This is a genomic window from Alteromonas halophila (assembly GCF_014651815.1).
Classification (GTDB): Bacteria; Pseudomonadota; Gammaproteobacteria; order Enterobacterales; family Alteromonadaceae; genus Alteromonas; species Alteromonas halophila.
The window spans coordinates 17962-39518 of sequence record NZ_BMXP01000014.1 but is presented as its reverse complement, the minus strand read 5'-3'; the positions used below and the strand labels follow the sequence as shown (position 1 = coordinate 39518).

Annotated in this window: 8 protein-coding genes; 1 reads left to right on the top strand and 7 read right to left on the bottom strand. The window is 51.6% G+C overall.

The features are described 5' to 3' along the window. Window positions 1-209: 209 nt before the first annotated feature. A complete protein-coding gene (locus IE054_RS17010) occupies window positions 210-1619 on the top strand; it encodes an MFS transporter (protein WP_229805229.1) in 1410 nt (469 codons plus the stop codon). Window positions 1620-1741: 122 nt separating this feature from the next. Here the strand turns inward: IE054_RS17010 and rnr are convergent, their stop codons facing one another. The 7 genes from rnr to IE054_RS16975 form a co-directional block, all read right to left on the bottom strand. After that, window positions 1742-4060 carry a ribonuclease R gene (gene rnr / locus IE054_RS17005; protein ID WP_189408413.1) on the bottom strand — a complete coding sequence of 773 codons (2319 nt, stop codon included), beginning with the start codon at window positions 4058-4060 and terminating at the stop codon, window positions 1742-1744. 384 nt (window positions 4061-4444) lie between these two features. After that, window positions 4445-5323 carry a thioredoxin domain-containing protein gene (locus IE054_RS17000; protein WP_189408412.1) on the bottom strand — a complete coding sequence of 293 codons (879 nt, stop codon included), beginning with the start codon at window positions 5321-5323 and terminating at the stop codon, window positions 4445-4447. Further along, window positions 5316-5699: a hypothetical protein gene (locus IE054_RS16995; protein ID WP_189408411.1), complete on the bottom strand. Its 384-nt coding sequence runs from the start codon at window positions 5697-5699 to the stop codon at window positions 5316-5318. Before IE054_RS16995 ends, IE054_RS17000 begins: the two co-directional genes overlap by 8 nt. Window positions 5700-5707: 8 nt before the next feature. Further along, entirely contained in the window at window positions 5708-16087 is a 10380-nt protein-coding gene (locus tag IE054_RS16990) for an Ig-like domain-containing protein (protein ID WP_189408409.1), read from the bottom strand. A 17-nt stretch (window positions 16088-16104) separates the two neighbouring features. Continuing rightward, window positions 16105-16566 carry a DUF3592 domain-containing protein gene (locus IE054_RS16985; protein ID WP_189408408.1) on the bottom strand — a complete coding sequence of 154 codons (462 nt, stop codon included), beginning with the start codon at window positions 16564-16566 and terminating at the stop codon, window positions 16105-16107. A gap of 62 nt (window positions 16567-16628) precedes the next feature. Further along, the gene (locus IE054_RS16980) at window positions 16629-17822 is read right to left on the bottom strand and encodes a hypothetical protein (protein WP_189408405.1); all 1194 of its coding nucleotides are present in this window, start codon (window positions 17820-17822) and stop codon (window positions 16629-16631) included. Window positions 17823-17839: 17 nt separating this feature from the next. After that, window positions 17840-21484, bottom strand: coding sequence for a carboxypeptidase regulatory-like domain-containing protein (locus IE054_RS16975; RefSeq protein ID WP_189408403.1), 3645 nt, complete (start codon window positions 21482-21484; stop codon window positions 17840-17842). Window positions 21485-21557 lie beyond the last annotated feature (73 nt).

Sequence of the window (21557 nt, the reverse complement as noted above, 5' to 3'; positions counted from 1 at the left end):
TGATCCTTTTTCGCTACCACAGACGTTACAACTTCTACCCTGTTCTTATCCTGCATCATTTTGCTACACGTTCCCGTTGCCCGCGGCACTGACTTCAGTGGATGAAGTGCTCACCGACGTAACGGGGACCTGTTGATTTCTGATGTACAAATTTAGTCTCAATAAACGCATTATCATCCCGAAATGACGTTGCAGGCCCTAATCAGACAATGACATTATCACGACAAACAGCCACAGCACTGCTGGTTGCGGCGGCGCTGTTCATGGAAATTCTGGATGCCACCGTTATCACCACGGCAATCCCCGTAATCGCCAAAGATTTCGGCGTACCGGCTACGCACCTTTCCGTCGGCGTGTCCGCCTACCTGGTGGCTGTGACCCTGTTTATCCCACTCAGTGGTTACATTGCGGACAAGTATGGTGCAAAACGTATTTTCATGCTGGCCATCTGTACGTTTGTGATGGCATCGGTACTGTGCGGTATCAGTGATAGCCTCGCTGAATTTACGCTGGCCAGGATCCTGCAGGGGATTGGTGGCGCGATGATGGTTCCTGTAGGCCGGCTGGTAGTATTGCGTGACGCACCTAAAGCACAACTGGTGCATCTGGTTGCTATAATTACCTGGCCAGCACTCAGCGCTCCCTTGTTAGGCCCTGTGCTAGGCGGCTGGATAGCGACGCACTGGGGCTGGCCCTGGATATTTTATATCAATGTGCCACTGGGCCTGATTGCATTACTTTTTACCAGCCGGTTACTGACAAATCGGCCAGGCTCTGTAGGCCGCTTCGATACACTGGGGTTTGTATTAAGTGGTGGTGGCTTTGCGCTGTTTATGACCGGGCTTGAACTGCTGGCCAGCCATACAAGTTCCAGTGTAATAGCAGCGCTGTGTTGTCTCACTGGTCTGAGCTTGCTGGCCGCAGCGATTTTTCACCTGCACCGCGCACCATCCCCATTGCTGAGCTTTGACGCACTTGCATACCGAACCTTTCGCATCACTTTATTTGGCGGCTCTGTCGTTCGCATAGCGCTGGCCAGCGCACCTTTTCTGATCCCTCTGATGCTGCAGTTAGGCCTGGGATATTCCCCCATAGAAGCAGGTACACTTTTACTCTGGCTGTTTGCCGGTAATCTGGCAGTGAAGCCCGCTACGACCTGGCTGATGAATGCAACCGGCTTTAAACGTCTTTTGATCGCTAATGCAATATTGATAGCACTGGGCTATCTGGTATTAGGCCTGTTGACGCCGCAAACGCCCTATGTCGTTATTGCCGTCTTATTATTTGTATGCGGTATGAACCGCTCCATTCACCTTACCGCACTGAACACTCTGGCCTTCGCTGATGTGCCGCAAAACAACATGCGTGACGCCAATACACTGGGCGCTATGCTGGCACAAATGAATCGGGGGCTGGGGATCACCATCGGCGCACTGGCCGTCACGCTGAGCGGTATTCTGATAGGCTCGACAGGTGATCCTGCACAGCTCCATTTTCAGATTGCTATGGCTGTCATGGCCCTTTTCGCGCTGTTAAGTACGGTTGACTGTTTATTATTGCCCAGCAACGCCGGTAACGCGGTTTTGAAAAAAGCGCGTTCAGGATCCCAGATGTCTTGATACGCATGACCTTCGCAAAACGATGCCAGAATAAATGCATCGTTATCCAAACTGACTTCCAGTGCCCGTACCTGCACAGGTTATTGCGTGTGCGTATGCAGAGGCTTGCTGCATAGTAGCGACTATTGCCTGCTACGTTTGCTGGTGCGCGTCTTATTCGGGCGCATCGCGCCATGGTCTGGTTCGCTCAAAGAAAAGGCGATTTTTCTTTGCGCCATATCGACCTGATCGACCTGAACCTCGACAGTATCCCCAACGGTAAACGTCTCATTTGTGCGTTCACCCCGCAGGCACTGGGCATGCTCATCAAAATGATAAAAGTCGTTATTCATCGCACTGATATGGATTAGCCCTTCCACGCCTAAGTGATCAAGCTCAACAAATGCACCAAACTGCGTCACCGTGATGATAGTCCCGGTGAACGTATCGCCGACAAATTCACGCATGTAATCGCATTTTAGCCACGCTTCAACATCCCAGCTGGCTTTATCTGCTCGCCTGGAGAGTGCTGAGCACTGCTGTCCCAACGCCTTCATATCCTCAAGACCATACGGATAGCTTTGTTGTGGTGTCAGCGCTGGGGCACCGTCTATACGGTGAACCGGGTCACCACCGCGACCAGAAACGGCATTCAATGCCCGTCGCAGCAGACTGCCACTTTCCTGACCCCGAATGACAGAACGAATAGCTCTGTGAACTAACAGATCAGGGTAACGTCTGATTGGCGACGTAAAATGCGCATAGGCAGTATAAGCCAGACCAAAATGGCCGATATTGTCAGGACTATACTCCGCCTGACTGAGTGAGCGCAGCATCATTGATCTGATTACACCCGCATCAGTTCGATTGCTCAGACTGCTTAATAGTCTGTCAAAGTGTTCTGGCGTGGGGCGTGAACCACCAGCGAGCTGTAATTGCCGGCTTGCAAGAAATGCACGCAGATTCTTTAGTTTCTTCTGTTGCGGGCCGTGATGGTTGCGATACAGCGCAGGTAGTTTCATTTTTTCCAGGAACTGAGCGGTCGCCACATTCGCACATAACATACACTCTTCAATGAGCCGGTGTGCGTCGTTGCGCTCTACCGGCGTTATCTGGTCAATCTTCCGGCTTTCGTTGAACGTAAAGGCCACTTCCTGCGTGTCAAAATCCACCGAGCCTCGCTTGGCTCTGGCATCGCTCAATGCACAGTATAGCTCGTACAATGCTTCGATCTGTGGGCGTCGCTCCCACAGGCCAGTCCGTTTATCAGCAGCCCCTTTGGTGTTCAGCATTTGATTAGTCTGAGTATAGGTTAGCCGGGCATGTGAATGAATGACTGCTTCTGAAAACTGGTAGCTGGTCATATTGCCGGCCCGGTTTATCTGCATTTCGCAGGCTAGTACCAATCGATCAACGTGCGGATTGAGAGAGCATAACCCATTGGACAAGACCTCCGGTAACATGGGCACAACCTGTCCGGGAAAGTACACGGATGTACCCCGCTTCTGAGCTTCTTTATCCAGCACACTGTCAGGCGTGACATAATGCGACACGTCCGCAATCGCAACCCAAAGACGCCAGCCATCGCCATTTCGCTCACAATATACGGCATCATCAAAATCTTTGGCATCTTCACCATCAATGGTGACAAATGGCAGCTGTCGTAAATCAGCTCGGTGTGATTTATCAGCTTCGGTCACATAATCGCCCAGCGCATTTGCAGCAGTCAGGGCTTCGTCTGTCCAGGTATTGGGAATGCCGTGCGTCCGAATAGCCACATCAATTTCCATCCCCGGCGCACGTTCATCACCAAGCACCTCGGTAACCTTACCCAGGGCCCGATAGTGTTCACACGGATAACCTGATAAGGCTACAACGACATACTGGCCCTCTGTTGCTCCCATCAGGTGATCATCTTCGATATCAATCTCCTGACTGATACGCGTATTCTCTGGCCTGACAAAAAAGCTGTCGCCATCCACGTACACACGCCCAACAAGATGCTCGGAATTTCGCTGCGTTACACTAAGCAGCGCTGCTTTCTGGCGACCCCGGTTGTCCAGGCCGGAAATACGGACCTGAACGCGATCACCATCAAACAACGTCAGCATATCGCGCTGAGTAAGCAACAAATCGTCGCCGCCGTCATCACGCGCCAGAAAGCCAAAGCCGTCACGGTGACCAATCACGCGGCCTTCAATTTTATCTTCCTCACGTAGCACGCTGTAACCTTCACGCGGATCGAAGCTGAGTTGCCCATCACGTTCCATAGCGCGCAATCGACGACGTAACCCCTCCTGCTCTTCAGCGCTGTCAAGCGCCATTTGCTCGGCCAGCTGGCGCCGGGTGAGCGCTTTATCATGCATTTTGAGCAAGCTTAAAATATAGCTGCGATTTGGAATAGGATGACTGTGTTTGTTGGTATCTGTCGCGTTATACGCGGATTTTGAAGCTGGTAACATTAATTTCCGTTCTCGATAAAAGTAGCCTAAAACGTTGCAATTTTTAAGTAAAATAAGCGTGTATCAATGCAGAACAGCAATAACGAAGGCAAGGTATGTTGGCTAGTGTCACTCGTTAAATGGAGTGATAAAAAGTATAAGTTTGCCTTCATGAGGCATGAATAGCGGGAAATGAACGTAAATTTAAATTCTTCAGGACGAGGGACAGCTAAGATCTAACGTAGTGGAGGATGTAAACTATAAGGCTCTCTTTCAAGCTGCGAGCGATAGTAGAGACTATCCTCGCATGAGTCAATCACTTTCGAACATTAATTAATCACACGCCAACGCCCTGTCCCGGCAAGCCATTGTCATTGTGGGGATACGCGCCGTGTGTTGGTTATGTTACCCGGTAGTCGCAGCGTGATGCTGCGTTACTGTTGTGTCTGAAAGAAGCTTCAGAACGGCCGCTGGTAACACACGTTTGCGTTCTTTGCCGGATAACGGTTTGCCCTCAAGCAGTACAATGGGAGCCTGGTGGTCAAGTGTACCGGTTAGCACGCGAAACTCTGCCTCCTGAGAACTTAGTGGCTGCTGCTTATCGAACACGTACCAGTTAAACTGTGTCTCGTTTAGTAAAACCCGCTGCAGGTCATCTCCCAATGAATGGTTAAGTACAATGCCAATATTGTAGCGATCCTGAAAAGGCGTCCTGATGACTGCGGACGGATAACGGTGCCAGGGGATCTGCACAGTACTGGATTCAGCAAGAAGCGCAACCTGCTGCGCCGTGCTCATCGACAGTTTAAGTTGCCCGATACCGACACGTTGACCGCCAAACCAGTACTGCGGCACAGAAGTAGGATTATACTGAGCAACAAAGGCGTCATTGCGCTTCGCCAGGTCACTGTTAAATTGTCCGTCACAGTCTGGGGAGCGACGCTCCGTAACCGCCTCAATGACCTGAGGGCTCGCCGGTGAATCACAGTAAAAAAAGACATTCACATCGCGCTGGCTGCGATCTCCTAAAATCGGCGACCAGAACAAATAAACGTTGTAGTTACTCAGCTGGTATAAGCGCTTCAGCGCATTAACGCAATACGGGCAGCGTGGATCCTTAAACGCCACCAGGCTGGGCTTAGCAGCATCGTACTCAGAAACCAGAAAGTCTCCATAAGTGTCTGGGTCCGGAATAAGCTTTTGCGTCGGCTCCTGCGCATACACACACAATGTTGACAACGTCAGCCATGCAAGTCCCAGCCTAATCAGGCTAATTTTACCCACCGTGAGATGTATCCTCTTGCTTCATTTTTTCCAGTGCAACCGGTAACACCAGCTTATCGTACTCACGCAGTAACTTATCCATTTCGCGCTTTATCTCGCTCCGTTTTTCAGGATTACTGAGGTTGTCATTATATGCCAGCATCAGGGCATCAAGCTGTGTTTTGGTGGCAGTCAGCTGTGCCTGCCTGTTTTCAGCATCAACACTGTTTTTTTGCTCGTCAACATTAAAGGCCGCTTTAGCCGGCGTCTGTACTGGCTGTGTTTCAGGCATATCACTCACATCGCGCAGAATAGAATCCGGCGTTGTGTCATCCCTACTCAACCATAGTGCTGCAACAACCAACACAGCAACAAGCAGTACCATTAAGCCTTTCATGTTTCACCTCACTGGGTTGTAAAGGTCGTGTCGCTGTTCCAGCGCTGCGTACCAACAAAGTCATTCACATTATAGCGTATTTCAATCCTGTAGCTGGTCGCTGCATCAAGGTCATCGCTGGGGGTAAACACCAGTTGATTGCCACTGACCGCGTTAGCGCCAGGGATCTGCGTACTACCCTGCCACAGCACGATAAAGCTGTTCTCAGCAATGTCTTCATTAAAGGTCAGCACTATCTGAGTATCAAGCGCGACACCGGTCGCATTATTCTCAGGAGTCACGGTCTGTAGCACAGGCCCAGACGTATCAGGATCTGAATCAGATGACGTTGTAAAACTCAGTACATCATCGTCAAGCGTATTGCCCGCATAGTCACACACAGCGGTAAAGCGCATGGTGTAGCTGCTCGACGTGTCGAGCACCGACACTGGCGTCAGTGTGATCGTTTTACGATCAGACGATAAGCTTCGGCTTACCGGCACCTCACTGCCGCCCGATACCAGAGTCACACCTTCTGTACAGGCGCTGCCAAGCACATCACTAACCTGCGCCTGAACGCGTGCATTGACGGGGACATCGGTCTGGCTATCCGGAATGTTGCCTTTAATAAACAAGGGCGCGGCATTGTCCTCATCACTTCCCGTCACAAACTGCCTGAACTGATTCTGTGCAACCCGGTTACCCGCCATGTCCTGAAGATAGGGACTGTACCCCACATACCAATAGTGTCGGTGGTTGGCGGCCAGATTATTGTCGGGGATAAATTCAAGTTGCGTGCCGTCGTCAGACAACGCGTAACTACCGGCAACATTCACCCCGTCATCGGTATCATACAACCGCAGCGAACTGTCGATTATTACCGTGGTCGGGTCAATACGCTCGGAAAGGCCCACAATCATTCTGGCGTTGACAGGCACATCGCTAACATTATTGCCGATGTTCCAATACGTCAGGCCTCCGGTTAACAGGTCGACATCATCAACGGTGGTCACAGTAAACACCAGATCTGCGGCCCTTTCATTGGCGCTGAGATCCTGAATACCCGATAACGTGATGGTGTAGTCAGTCAGGCTATCGAGCAGCACCTTAGGCACAATATGCACGGTATCGCGGGTGCTATTCAGGCTCACTGAAACTGGGACGCTGTTGCCTACACTGTCCTCTACGCTTACGCCATCCAGTTGCAGCGAACTTAGCGGTTCATTGAACCGGAAGCGGAACCGTGCGTTGAGCGGCAGATCAGACTGACCGTCTGTGACTGAGCTGTCGACAAGTGCAGGCTCAGTGGTGTCTTCCTCTGCACCGGTAGTGAACGAGGTGAACAGGTTGATCGCATTGTTGCCGCTCAAGTCACGTAAGCCATAGGTGTACACATACATCAGCCGGTTCATCGGTAGCGCTGACTCCGGCACCATGACCAGGCGGGTACCGTCGCTGGAAAGTGTAAGCGTGACCGGCATGTTAACCCGATCTACGGTGTCATATAGTCTGACGGATGACGTCACACTGGTCGGATCAAGTGGCTCATTGAACGCCGACTCAATGACCGGGTTACGTGCAACGTTTACCGCTCCATTGGCGACAGAGATATCCAGCCTGCCCGGGCTGACAATGTCAGGGCCACTGCCGGTGGTAAATACAGACTGCTGAGATACCCGCAGGTTGCCCGCCAGATCCACCATTACCGGCACTGTTTCGGTAACGTCAGACTGTTCAGGCAAGGTGCCCAGGCGCTCGTACCGCACCACTTTGTTCTCTTCGGAGAATTGCGCATTGAATCTGCGGGTCACGCCGCTGCCAGTCTCGAACGTCAGCGGATTCATAGGCTCGTCAAAGCGCGCTGAGTAAAGTGTATTGACGCCGACATTCTGCTGGCCATCAATCGGTCCCATAGCCAGAACCGTGGGCTGCCGATCATCAAGTGTATCGCTGACGGATGTAAAGAAGTAGGTGGCATAGTTCGACCACTGGTTATCTCCGTCAGTATCCAAAATGGCGTTTGACAGCCACAGGTAATACCGGGTATCCGGCTCAAGCGCTGCATCCGGGACAACTTTCAGCAGTAACTGGTCTGCATCAAAACTCACTGTCACCGCAACATCCGTAAACCCATTGTCGGCATCCTGCAGTTTTACATTGGCCGCGGTAAGGGTCGATTCATCCAGCGCCTCAGTATACTGCACGTAGATTTCCGGATTAACCGGTACATCTGTCTGATTGTTGCCAGGGTGATAGGCGGTAGGATAATGCCGCGTTCCTGCAAGATCAGACGGAACACCAATGGTAAAGTAGCCCGCATAATAGATAACCGGATTCCCGGAATCATCCTGCGCCTGGCTATCTAAGAACACCTGCACATAAGCACCATCGGTGAACGGCGTGTCTTTAGTGAAGCGGATAGTACGGGCGTCACCCAATACTTCCAGGGTACCCTCGTCATCAATCAGGACGCCGTTTTCACTGATATGGAAGCCATCACTGATGGAGTCTGCATCCATTGGCTCATTCATGTACAACACCACCTCGTCGAGATCGAACCATGGGCCAGAGCCATTTGAAGGCAGTTGTCGGCTGACACTGGGTCGGCCACCGTCACCGTCCACAAAGCCGGTTGTGAAGCTACTGGCATACGGCGCAAGACGGTTTCCTGAGATATCTTTGACATCATCCGACATCACCACTGTTACTACTTCACCGGCAGGTTTTCCAAGTGAAAGCGTCACCTGACGCCCATCTCCAGAGCGCGAAACGCTTGGCCGCAGGATTGCACCATCAGCAAAGAATGAAATATTGCTATTGTTGATAGTATTAGGATCCATGGGCTCGCTGAAGGTCGCAACGACCACGCCATTGGGGTTCACGTCCACACTGTCTGCAACCGGTGAAATAAACTGCACAGTCGGTGGGGTTACGTCAAAATCACTGACCGTTGTGAAATAGCTGTCTCCATTCCAACGCTGTGTACCGACAAAATCTCTCACATTGTAGCGAATTGCAACACGGTGATACGTGCCACCTAGCAGCGGCTCGTCAGGTGTGAAAGTGAGTTGATTACCATCCACCTCACTGCTGCCCGCCACCAGCACACTGTTGGTATTAATATAGAGTTGAACAAAGCTATTGGCCGCAATCGGTTCATTAAAGGTCAGTACCAGTTGCGTATCCCTTGCAATGTCCACACTATTACTGGCCGGTACAATTGACTGCAGTACCGGACCACTGGTGTCACGGGTTCCGCCTGCATTGATGGTAAATGACAGAGTTTGCGTCGCAATCGTGTTACCAGCATAGTCACACAACCCGTCAATAGTCAGGGTGTAGGTAGTCGCCGCATTCATGTTGTCGGCAGGCGTTACCACCAGCTGACGACCATCGTTATCCAGCGATACGCTGATTGCCACATCACTGACACCATCAGACAGCCTGATGTCGGAGAGACAGGCAGCACTGGTGCGCTCATCCAGATCAATTCTCAGTACCGCATTCGCAGGGATGTCCACCATGCCGTCAAGAATGTTACTGGAAAGGGTTTGTGGTGCCGCGCTATCGGCGTTCTCACCCGTCGTAAACTGTCTGAAGCTGTTTTGTGCAATGCGGTTGCCAGCCATATCCTGCAGATATGGACTGTAACCAAAGTACCAGTAATACAGGCGTGATGTGGCCAGTGGCTCATCAGGAATGAACTCCAGCGTCTGACCATCATCACGCAGTTCAAAACTACCTGGGACGTTCACATTAGACAAGGTGTCGTACAGACGCAGAGAACTGTTGATTATGACAGTGGTCGGGTCGATACGCTCACTGACACCAGCAATAATACGGGCATTGGTCGGTACATCCGTTGCGCCGTTGGCAATACTCCAGTAAGTCAGTCCCCCTGCGAGAAGGTCAACCTGGTGCGCCGTGCTGAAATTAAAGACCAGGTCGCTGGCCTGTTGATTACCGTACAGATCTTCGACCTCACTGATTACAATCCGGTAATCACTGTTCGCACTTAGCAACGCTTTAGGCGTAATCACCACGGTACCACGATCGCTACTGAGGCCAACTTTGGTCGCCAGCACATTGCCTACGCTGTCTTCAAGCGTTACACCGGCAAGCTGCAGCGCGTTGAGCGGCTCGTCGAAACGGAACCGGAAGCGCGCGTTAGTCGGCAATTCGCTCTGACCATCAAAGATACTGCTATCAACAAGCTGTGGCGCACTGACGTCGCTTTCAAAGCCGGTAGTAAAATGGGAGAACACATTTAGTGACCCGTTACCACTTAAGTCACGCAGTCCGTACTTGTAGACATAGTGTGTTCTGCCCACGGCCAGCGGTTGTGTTGGTACCATGACCAAACGCGTACCATCGGCTGAGAGAGTCACAGTAGTGGGTACATTCACTCTGCTCACTGTGTCGTACAAACGCACAGAAGAAGTAATGCTGACTGGATCCAGCGGCTCGTTGTACACCGACTCAATCACCGGATTGGTCGCCACCGATGTCGCCCCGTTAGCCACTGAAATGTCGACCAGCGCTGGGTTAATAATATCCGGCCCGTTAGCGGTTTCAAATGTGGTAGATGCTGCTACCACCGTGTTCATCGCCAAATCCTGCATCGCCGGTACATCTTCGGTTACCTCTGACAATTCAGGTAAAGTGCCCAGCCGTTCGTATCTGACCACCCGGTTATCTTCACTGAACTGCGGACCATATCGGCGGGTGTTGCCACTGCCATATTCAAATGTCAGCGGGTTCATCACTTCATCGAAGCGTACCGCGTACATGGCATTCACACCTACCCCAGCCTGTCCTGAAATTGGGCTTTGCGATACCGCCACTGGTTGACGGTTATCCACAGTATCGTCCGCAGAGGTGTAGAAGTAAGTAGCGTAATTAGACCATTGGCTGTCACCATCGGTATCCAGTATGTCTCTGGAGAGCCACAGGTAGTAGCGGGTATCTGGCAACAGTACGGTATCCGGCATCACTGACAGTAACCGGGTTTGCGCATCAAAGCTTATGCTGACCGATACATCGGTAAAGCCATTATCAGCATTTTGCAGCTTCACTGTATCGGCAGTCAGTGTCGCTTCATCCAGCTCTTCTGTATATGAAACATAAATTGTTGGGTTAACAGGAACATTGGTCTGATTGTTACCTGGATGGTAAGCCGTCGGATAGTGACGCGTGCCAATTAACTCATCGTTCACACCCATTCTGAAGTAGCCGTTATAGTTGTTGGCTGCGTTACCTGAATCGTCAGTTGCAGTCGAGTCCAGGAAGACCTGCACATACGCGCCTTCTGTAAACGGTGTATCCTTCACAAACCGCAGTGTTCTGCCATCACCCAGCACTTCAATGCTGCCCTGATCATCAATCAGTACACCGTCCTCGGTCACATGCATGGCGTTTTGGATACTGGCTGGATCCATTGGCTCGTTCATATACAGCACCACCTCGTCCAGATCGAACCATTCGCTGGAGCCATTGGTTGGCAACTGGCGACTAACAGACGGACGCCCGCCATCCGTATCAATAACGCCCGTGGTAAAGCTACTGACAAACGGTGCCAGCGCATTACCGGACAGATCCTGAACATTATCGGTCATGACTACACTGATAATGCTGGACCAGGGTTTTGACGCAGACAGGGTTACTTCTTTACCGTCAGATGAGCGGAATACACTGGGTCGCGTAATGTTGCCGTCAACAAACAATGCAATATTGTTGCTGTTCAGGCTGTTGGGGTTCATAGGTTCGCTAAAGGTCACCACTACGGTGCTGTTAGGATGCACGTCTACCGTATCCGCCGCTGGCGAGATAAAGGCAACTTCCGGTGGCGTCAGATCCTCCAGCGCTTCGGTAGTGAAGTAGCTGTCGCCGTTCCAGCGACGTGTACCCACGTAGTCGTTTACGTTGTAGCGTATTTCAATCCGGTGATACGTTCCTCCACGCAACGGCTCATCCGGGGTAAACGTCAGTTGATTACCATCTACAACGCTGCTGCCAGGGACAGAAATACTGTTCTGATGGTTAAACAGATTCACAAAGCTGTCAGCAGCAATGTCCTCGTTGAACGTCAACACAATATCAGTATCAAGCGCCACATCTACCGCACTGTTTGCAGGCGACACGCTTTGCAATACAGGTCCGGCGGTATCTCTTTCACTGCCGGTTGTAAAGGATAATTGTGAAGATGTGACGGTATTACCCGCGTAATCACACAGCCCGGTAAGTGACAATGTATAGTCGCTGTTCGCGGCCAGGTCTTCATCCGGTTCTATAACCAGTGTTCGGCCATTGTTCTGTAAACTTACGCCTACCTCAATATCACCGTTATTAAGCGTCACACCGGCCAGGCACGCCGCACTCAGCGTTTCGCTGAAGTTCACAGTAATCCGGCCATTCAGCGGTATAGCAATATCGCCATCGAGTATGTTGCTTGATTCAATTGCCGGTTCGGTATTATCTGTCTGCTCACTCGTAGTGAACTGTCGGAACTGGTTTTGAGCAATACGGTTACCTGCCAAATCCTGCAGGTAAGGACTGTAACCGAAATACCAGTAGTAAAGGCGCAGTGACTCCAGCGGCTCATCAGGAATAAATTCCAGCGTCGTGCCTTCATCACTTAGTGCAAAACTGCCGGGCACATTTATACCGGCGGCTGTATCATATAGCCGCAAGGAATTGCCCAGCAGCACAGAGGTCGGATCGATTCGCTCGCTAACTCTGGCAATAATACGGGTGTTAACCGGTACGTTGGTATCGCCGTTGGCAATGCCCCAGGCGGTCACTACGCCTGTTGTGGTATCCGCTTCATCACCAGTCGAGAAGCTGATAGAAACAGGCACTTCCATAAGGTTACCACCGAGATCCTGCACCAGGTTCACGCGCAGCTCATAAAAACTCAGTGACGTCAGCGGTACGCTGGGCGTGAGTGTTACCACCCGACGATCACTACTCAGGCTACGGGCAACATGAACCGGATCACTTGCAGCATCCAGCAGACGGATCTCAGAAAGCGACAACGGATTAATCGCTTCATCGAAGGTCACATTAATACGCACATTGGTAGGGACTTCACTGTCGCCTTCATTCACTGTCGTGTAGGCCACGGTAGGGCCCTGCGCATCAGTTGCAAAGCCGGTTGTGAAGTAAATAATGGTACTGGGCAGCGTATTTCCGAACAAATCTTCAATGTCACTGGTCAGGCGCAGGTAATAACGACGCCCGTTGAGCAACGCGGCATTAGGCACCAGCGTTAATTGCGTCTTATCATCCGACACACTTACAACGGCCCCGACCTGTTGATTGAGCAGCGTGTCGTACAGCCAGAACGATCCGCTATCTACGGTCGCCGGATCAATCGGTTCGCTCATCTGCACGCCCAGTGCGGAATTAACCGGTACGTCACTGGCGTTATACGCCGGGTTAGAATCAATCACTGATGGCCTGACGGTATCAACCAGATTGCCGGTTTCAAACGTCGCCACAAAGTCAGCCAGAGGGTTACCGGCAACGTCACGAACGCCGCTCACCTGAATTTCGTGCACCGTGTAATCCGGCATCAGGTTGGTGGGTGTGAACAGCATTTCGGTATTGCCTGAAAGAAGCTGCAACGAACCGGAAATTTCAAATTCGCCATCGCTTTGCGCCATTAACCGGAATGCCCCTGCACTCACTGACTGCGCTTTTAAAGGTTCGCTGAAGATAACACTGATAGCAGTATTCTCCGGCACATCCGTTTCACCGTCGGCCGGCGCAGTGAGCGTTACGGTTGGCGGGGTAGTATCAGGGTTGGTTGGATCGGTGCCATTGGCAACCTCAGTACCGTCATCAATACCGTCGCTATCGGTGTCTTCCTCAGTCGGTGAGGAACCAATAGACACTTCCTCACCATCGAGCAGCCCGTCGCCATCAGAGTCAGGGTTATTAGGATCGGTATTCCAGGTATCCAGCTCTTCGTCATCGCCCAGGCCATCACCATCCGCATCCGGCTGTATTTCCAGGGTGACCGGCGCACTCAGGGTACTATTACTGCCTAAGTCAACCGCGGTTGCCTCAAGTACCAGGTCTTCACCCGGTGCTGGTACTGTCATTGAGAAGGCATACGGCGCTGCAGTATCCGTAAACACATCTGCGCCATTCACAGTAAAGCGTACATTGGCCACCGCCACATCGTCCTGTGCCTGTGCAGTCACAATCAGCTGACGGCCTTCCACGACAACCGCGCCGTTTGGTGGCGAGGTGATCTCGACACTTGGTGGTACGCCATTGTTATCGTTAATATCGCGATATTGTGCAATGAACAGCCGGGTTGTGCCTGTCACACCGTAGTCGCTGCGCACCACAAAGCTTTCTTCGGTAATATAGGCATAGCTGGCATCCAGGGCGATACCGGTTCCCGCGTAGTCACCAAACGGCGAAAGGTTAATGGTGCCCGCGAAGACCGGATCTTCCGGATCGAAGATATTAACGAAGGCCACCACGTTCGGGAACAGTTGCTCAGCATAGAACGCGAAGTCACGGGTCAGGGCAACGTCACGAGGCGCAATTACGCGGTCTCCACCCGTGATACGCGGTGACATTGGGTTGGTTACATTAACAACCCGATAGCCGGTGTCATAGGCGGCCACATGGGCATAGCCATTACTCAGCTCGACATCTTTAACACTGCCGATATTAATGCTGCCCAGCTGCATCGGACTGAATGGATCGCTCACATCCACCATACTCAGTGCGGAACCACCCACTACCGCCAGCATATTAAGCTCGACCGACAGCCCTTTAACATTACCCAGTCCGCTCAGAATAGCGCGTGAGACCGGTGCTTCAGGAATGCTGATATCAATAATTTCGATACCGGCCTGTCCATTGGCCATATACAGGGTATTCAGCTGCACTGATAGATCCTGCGCCAGACCTGCAGTCTGCAGACTGCTGATCAATACCGGATTGAGCGGATCAGACACATTCATAATTTTCAGTCCGCCATCGCCATCGGCAATGTAGGCAAGGTTGCCACGCACTTTAATATCAATGGCGGTGCCGTCAGTATCGAGCTCTGCCACCACTTGCGGATTTTCTCTGTCTGCAACATCAACAACCTGCAGGCCTGCTGCACCCGCAGCAATGAAGGCATAATCGCCACTGATATCGACATTGTTCGCGTAGCCAGGAATATCAATCGCCGACAGCGCAGCGGCTTCAAAGGTCTCGACGGTGACATTTACATCCACTGACTTACCGTTATTGGACACCGTTACCACGGCATTACCAGGCTGACCGCCAAATATCTCTCCGGGCGTTGCGCCAAAGCTGACAATCGTTAAATCGCTTGACTGATAACTGGTATCTTCGGCATCTGTCAGATCAAGACTATTACCGTCGATCAGATTACCGATTATGGCCAGTTGCGCACTGACCTCGCTGTCTATGCCGTTAAAGGTCATAGTGACACTGGCGGGTGTAGACTCAAGACTGACCAGCGCAGCGCCAAGGTTAGTGTCATTGCCATCGCCAGGATCAGAACCAACGATGATCTCCAGGCCATCCGAAAGACCATCACCATCAGTATCAAATAAGAGTGGGTTGGACACAAAGCCGTCTTCGCCTTCGATGACCTCTTCACCATCGTCAATACCATCACCATCGGTATCGGCAACATTGATGTCGGTACCCAGCTGATACTCTTCAAGCGCAGACAGGCCGTCTTTGTCCTGATCTTCCAGGGCGTCGATAGGATCGTTCGGATTGAGTCCGTTGGCAGTTTCTATATCATCGGGAATGCCGTCACCATCCAGGTCACCGCCGGTATTAACTATGACCAGCCGTGAGGCCAGTACACCATCTTTGCGGGCAACAATCAGAGAGACACCATTTCCCCGTGCGGTCACCAGACCATTACCGGAAATTGAGATAACGTTGGGATTGGTGGCAGTATAATTAATACCGTCGAACACGGTCGACACATCTTCAGTACTACCATCGGGGTAGGTGGCGGTGACACTTAACTGGAACTCTTCGCCAAGATCCGACATTTCAATGGAATCCTGCCCGGCAAAGCTTATCGACTCTGGCGTGATGATGGTCTCTTCAAAGACGAAGTCGCCGACCCGGGTTATGCCATTTTGCTGCACCCGGAAATAGTCTGTCTGACCGGAGACCGTATCACCATTGTCTAATGTACAGGTTACGCGTGCACGAATATTTCCCTGCGTCGACGGGATATTGGGCAACGACCAGCCACCATCCGCATTGACGCTGATGGTGCGGTTCAGTACGTTGATGACGCAGTTTTCGTCGACCTCAACGATCTGCTGTGCATATAAACTTGCCTGGAATGCAAGCGGCGCACAGAGAATCAGTGCGCCCCGCATGCAGTTCTTTGTTAAAAATTTCATCGCAAATGTCCATCAGATTAAGAGCCAATCCAGCCGTAAAATCCAGATATCGTAATGACAACAGCAACTACTAAAACAACACCCGCCAGGATAACTTCACTGTACTTCTTACTGGTCCCGTGACCTGTCACTAATACCGCTTCTGACGGCGCCTCTGGGTTATAAAAGACATCAACATCCGTCCCTTCTTTAAACCGCGCCAACAGTGCTTCGGCATCACGCTGGTGAATAATGGTATAGAGTGCAGCACGATTGCTTTTGTACTCTTTACCCTTCACCTCGTAGACATAACTCACCAAGAAGTCATGCCTGCTACTGGTAGCCTTATACCGCACTACCTCACTGTTTAAGATGCGCCCTTTAGCCGTTGGCCAGTGCGCACTCTGGTCGAACTGCTGTAACGACCTGATGGCCCCTTTAAGTAAATACAGCGCCACCAATAGTAAAAATATTCCGCCCCAAAATGCCGTATTGGTCATCCACAACTCCACATCCTGACCCGTTAACTTGTTACTTGTTACTTTGTTACTTTGTTACTTCGTTAACTTTGTTTCCGTATCGCCTCTAACAAGTAGTCATTAGACAGCAAGGCACCAATCCAGTCTGCCTTCACACCAAGCTCCATGGTTAACGGTCCATCCAGTTGATATTCAAATACGGTAACCGCCGATTTCTGCAGTACGGCGGTATCACCTTGCTCTACCAGCACAGTAGGCTGAATAAACAGGAAACCACGATTAGCCAGTTCAAGACTGCCAACGACATCTACTTCCTGCCAGTTGGTTACCATTTCAACAAGCTGCTCCTGATAAACCAGCCGTCTCGATTGCTGTTTGCCATTTCCTTCATCCACATAACGCACAAAATAGCCGTAGCCATTATTTGCGATGGGCTGGACATATTGCTCGGTTGGCCCGGACTCCTCGGCCAGGCCACGTTCAAACCGTTCCTTCGCCAGCATCCGGTTAACCGTGCGTGAGAAAAGCGACACTATCGCGGGAGCCTGCTTTTTCTCATCATCACCCTGAACAACAATTTCACCTTGTTTCCAGATCAGCGTTGCTGTGAGAGGAGAGAGCTTTAATGTCCATTGTAAATCGGAAGAATCGGGCGCAGCCTCTGCGCCCGAGTAGTCAGGTCGGTTATCGGGGTCGCTCCAAAGCACGTGATACGCCGACTGGGATGGCGTTTTCTTAGTGAACTCAGAACGAGCAATGGTCTTTGCCTGGTTTTGTTTGTATTGAAAGTAACTTAACTCAAAAAACTGCGTCTGCGGCTGAGTCAGTAACTGACAACCCGGCGTCTGGCCGCACTGATAGTCACTGCGCCACGGTATCAGACGCTTGGGTAGCTGATAACTTACATCCAGCAACGCATTGTCGCCCCAGCGCCAGAATGCTTTATAGGCGACATCTGTCGCATCAAGTGGCAGCAACGCCGGCGTTTTTGCCAGGTCCTTGCCACTTTTGCCACCGGCAATCATCGCAGGCTTCACCTGTTTGGCGTCCGACAATGCAACGAACCGGTTGTTGGCGACAACGGCGTTTTTAACCACCGCGTCATCCGGTACATCATCATTCAGCCACACCTGCGCGCTTAGCCATAAGCCATTGCCATCGTTTCCATCTACCAGGCTAAAGACTTCCCTGGCACCGGTGTGTGCAGAAGCCAGCAAAAGCAATATTGCCGCTATTCCATTACCCGGTAACCATTTTAGATGCAACTTGTTACCCATTTCATACCTCATTGCTGTTACCTACAGTCGATTGACTTACCATCCCACAATGGAACTTCCAGTTCCCAGTTAATATATTCGTTGAGGTTGACCGTGAGTCGCTCAACATCAAATAGCTGAATAGATCCGCCCTTAAAGGTAAACACCAGTTTTCCGTCACCAAGGGTTACATTACAGTTCGCTGAGTCACAGCCCTGCGCTGCACCAAAACCTGCTCTTACTGAGCCGGAGATCGCGCCAACCTGCAAACCACCGGTTATTTCAGGGCCGTTAATTTCAACCACATCCCAGTCACCCACACTGCCAAACTTCACTTCTGCTTCGGCCTTGCGTATTTTTGCCGACACGCCACCGAATATTGGGAAGGCCAGTTTTGCCTCGCCCTGGACACATCCTTCTTCACAAGTGAAGTTGTATTTGCCCGAGGCTTCCAGTGACAACGTAGGTTTGAATGTAATACCTACTTCCGCTTCGCCCTGAATTTCAACCTGGATACCCCAGCCAAATGCGGTAATCGGCCAGTCAATATCCAACGGTGGCGCACGTTTTCCCAGTACACAGTCACTGGTAATTTCACCTGCACCCGCTACCTGATGATATTCGCCTTTGTCATCTTTCGAGCAGTCCTGACAGCAGTCTTCACCACGCTTATACGACCCTTTGACATTAATCGCCGGCACCGTACAGCTCACGGGCAGGACGTTAAGGGCTTTTTCTGCCAGTGACACGATTTTACCCAGGCCCGGTACTGATTTAGGATCAATTTCACCGCCAATGGTCAGCGAGACCTGTTCGCCCGCTGCGTCACAATCGGGCTGTGTGCAGCTGCCTTCTTTACAAATCAGGCATTCCTGCTCAGGTGAGCCATCACCACATTTCACGCCTTCTTTCGCGGGGTCCGCTTTGGTTTCACCATTTTCACACTTCTTACACTTGGCCTCTTCCTCAGCAATGTCGCTGTCGTCGGGCACATCTTTTGGTGAGCCGTTCTCACAACCCGGCATTTTACAGTCGCCTTTAACATCGCCGGTTTGCGGGACATCACTGTCATCGTTCACCTGTGTAACACTGCCGTTCTGACACTTCGGTGTTTTACAGTCACCTTCCACATCCTGTGCGCTGGCCCGCGGATCGCTGCCAATCGGTACACAGTTACAATCACCATCGCAATCCTGACAAATTGGACAGTTGTGCGCACAGCCACTGCCACCAGGCTGACTACCACAGTGCCAGCCAGCTTTCACCACCCCTACACCAGGGTTTGAGCGCACCACCGATCCATCTTCGCTAACGGTGCCAAGGCCTATCGAGACAAATTCTTCCAGATCATGATCGTACGAGTACATTTCGACCTGCGCCCCGGGTTTATGCGCATCCACATTCGGCAGCGTCAGTCGCGCTGGGGCATCAAATAAAGTGCCGGTTGGCTGAATCGTAACGATAAACTGCGGCTGCATACCGTTAGGTGGCGCCATTGGTACTTTCTCGGCATTAACCGCCGTCACTGACACATAGCCTTCCCGGCTGCCGTCGGGGAAGGTGACAGAATCTTTGGCAATTTCCAGCTTGAAGCCCGGGTAGTCGTTAAGCTCAAGTACCGCATCTTCAGGCCCTGCATACACGGCATTTTCGGTATTCAGTTTTACCATGTAGACAGGCGACGACAGAGGATTTTCGGCACCGGAAATGGTGACGATATTGTACGCAAGTGTAGGAAACTCGCCGGGTACACTGGCGGTTGAGCCGTCAACAATTAAATGCACGGGTCCTACCGGTGCCTGCTCTACAACAAACCGCCCTTCTGCGTCTGTCACTCCCTGACGGGTAGTTCCATCAACCCGCACGGTAACACCAGGGATGGGTTCGTCCTGATTGTCCAGTACCACACCCACGATGCTGGTATCGCCAGGGTCGGCGGCAACAAACCCGGTAGCACTAAAGCCAGCAGTCAGAACCAGTCCATTCGGATTATTCAGGACTTTTGCGGTGACACGCTGTGCATCCAGCCCCTGCAGGAATCCCAGCACCAACTCTGCTGTGGCGCGACCGTCACTGTCAGTGGTTTTCTGAATTTTGGTTTCACCATTAGTAAATGTGCCGCCCCCCTTGGTGACAGTAAACTCAATGGTGGCGCCCTGAACGACGTTTGCACCTTCATCAGTCGCCACTACCACCAGCGGCTCTGGTAACACCTGGCCCACACCACCGCGCTGGTTATTGCCGGAGTTTACGCTGAGCTTATTGGTCGGCAAGCCCAGGCCACTGGCACTGAATGTGACTTCATCATCGTAACCGACAACCGCGGCGCGTACTTTATGATTCAGTGTTCCTACCCGCTCACCGAGCCTGAACTCCGTCATTGCCATACCGTCGGCATCCGTTTCGATGACTACGGCACGCCCTTCGAACTCAGTCCCAACGCCCACTACGCCTGAGCCCTGAATGACGCGGAATACCACCGAGGCGTCACTGACCGGATCAAGGTTATCGTCCAGTACGTTCACTACCAGCGGCTCTGGAAGTACATCAAATATTTCTGCGGCCTGAGTCTGCCCGGATACCTGTTCAATACGACGACCAGAAGGCACCACATAATTCAGTGTAAACTCAATAGAGCTTAAGTTGCCCACCTGATCCGTACCACTGACCGTGACCGTATTTGCGCCTTCATTCAGCAGTATTGATGCCGAGTAACTGCGGTTAGAAATAGAGGCTAGCTGACCGTTTACCTCAACATTCGCCTGCTGCTGCTCAACCGTGCCACGTACAATATCGTTGATAAGTCCGGTGATCGTGACTGAGTCTTCATAGACCTCGTCGCCATCTTCATGGGACTCGACGGTGAGAAACGGGGGGGTCTGATCCAGTGATACAGAAATGGTATCGGTCACCTGATCGGCGTTTCTGACGCCGCGGGCGACAATAGTGTTATGTCCTTCATTTAAGGCCACACTGGCTGTAAACGTGCCGCCCACAATGTCGACCTCGATACCATTGACGGTAAGGCTGACATCATCGAGGTTCTGAATGGTCTGGTTACTGTCTGGCCCATCCTGGTTTTCACTGACTGTGCCGGTGATTTCGATAGGGGTCGCACCAACAGTGATCAATGACTCTGGCGAGGTAATCAACACAGAGAATGATGGCGGTATGATCAGGTCGCCGTCGACACAGTCTTCATCAATGCCATTATTTGGAATTTCGGTCGCACCTGGGTAGATATCGGGGTTGTTGTCATCACAATCACCGGCCTCTACTGTTACCCCATCCCCATCATTGTCAGTGCCGACAACCACCACATCATCAAAACTAAAATCATATTCCAGCGCATCAGGATTAAACGGGAAGCGCCGGTTATGTTGCAGAATGAATGTCGTGGTACTCACCGCGGATGCGCCCGCCGACAAATCCGGGAAGCTCATTTCTCCCTGCACGATGGTCGTATTAGGGTCGGTCGAGGTTATGACAGCGGTCACATTTTCAACATCCCCATCGGTATTGGTGATGTGTACGAGGTACTCGTACTCAAACACAAACCGGCTGATACGTCTCGAATCCGTCTGCTCTAATTCATCTACCTCGATATCGGCCATGGCGGGTATCGCCAGTAACATCGACAGTGCAGTGAACATTGAGAGAACGAGTAATTTTCCAGTACGCATGTCACTCTTCCCAAGCAAGTTACATTGTGTCGTAATTGGTCAATTAATAACTGCGAAATTGTCCTACCGTATG

Excerpts from the sequence above, each read along its gene's own strand:
- IE054_RS17010 (WP_229805229.1), top strand. The coding sequence starts at position 210 with ATGACATTATCACGACAAACAGCCACAGCACTGCTGGTTGCGGCGGCG.
- rnr (WP_189408413.1), bottom strand. The coding sequence starts at position 4,060 with ATGTTACCAGCTTCAAAATCCGCGTATAACGCGACAGATACCAACAAA.
- IE054_RS16995 (WP_189408411.1), bottom strand. The coding sequence starts at position 5,699 with ATGAAAGGCTTAATGGTACTGCTTGTTGCTGTGTTGGTTGTTGCAGCA.
- IE054_RS16990 (WP_189408409.1), bottom strand. The coding sequence starts at position 16,087 with ATGAAATTTTTAACAAAGAACTGCATGCGGGGCGCACTGATTCTCTGT.
- IE054_RS16985 (WP_189408408.1), bottom strand. The coding sequence starts at position 16,566 with ATGACCAATACGGCATTTTGGGGCGGAATATTTTTACTATTGGTGGCG.
- IE054_RS16980 (WP_189408405.1), bottom strand. The coding sequence starts at position 17,822 with ATGGGTAACAAGTTGCATCTAAAATGGTTACCGGGTAATGGAATAGCG.
- IE054_RS16975 (WP_189408403.1), bottom strand. The coding sequence starts at position 21,484 with ATGCGTACTGGAAAATTACTCGTTCTCTCAATGTTCACTGCACTGTCG.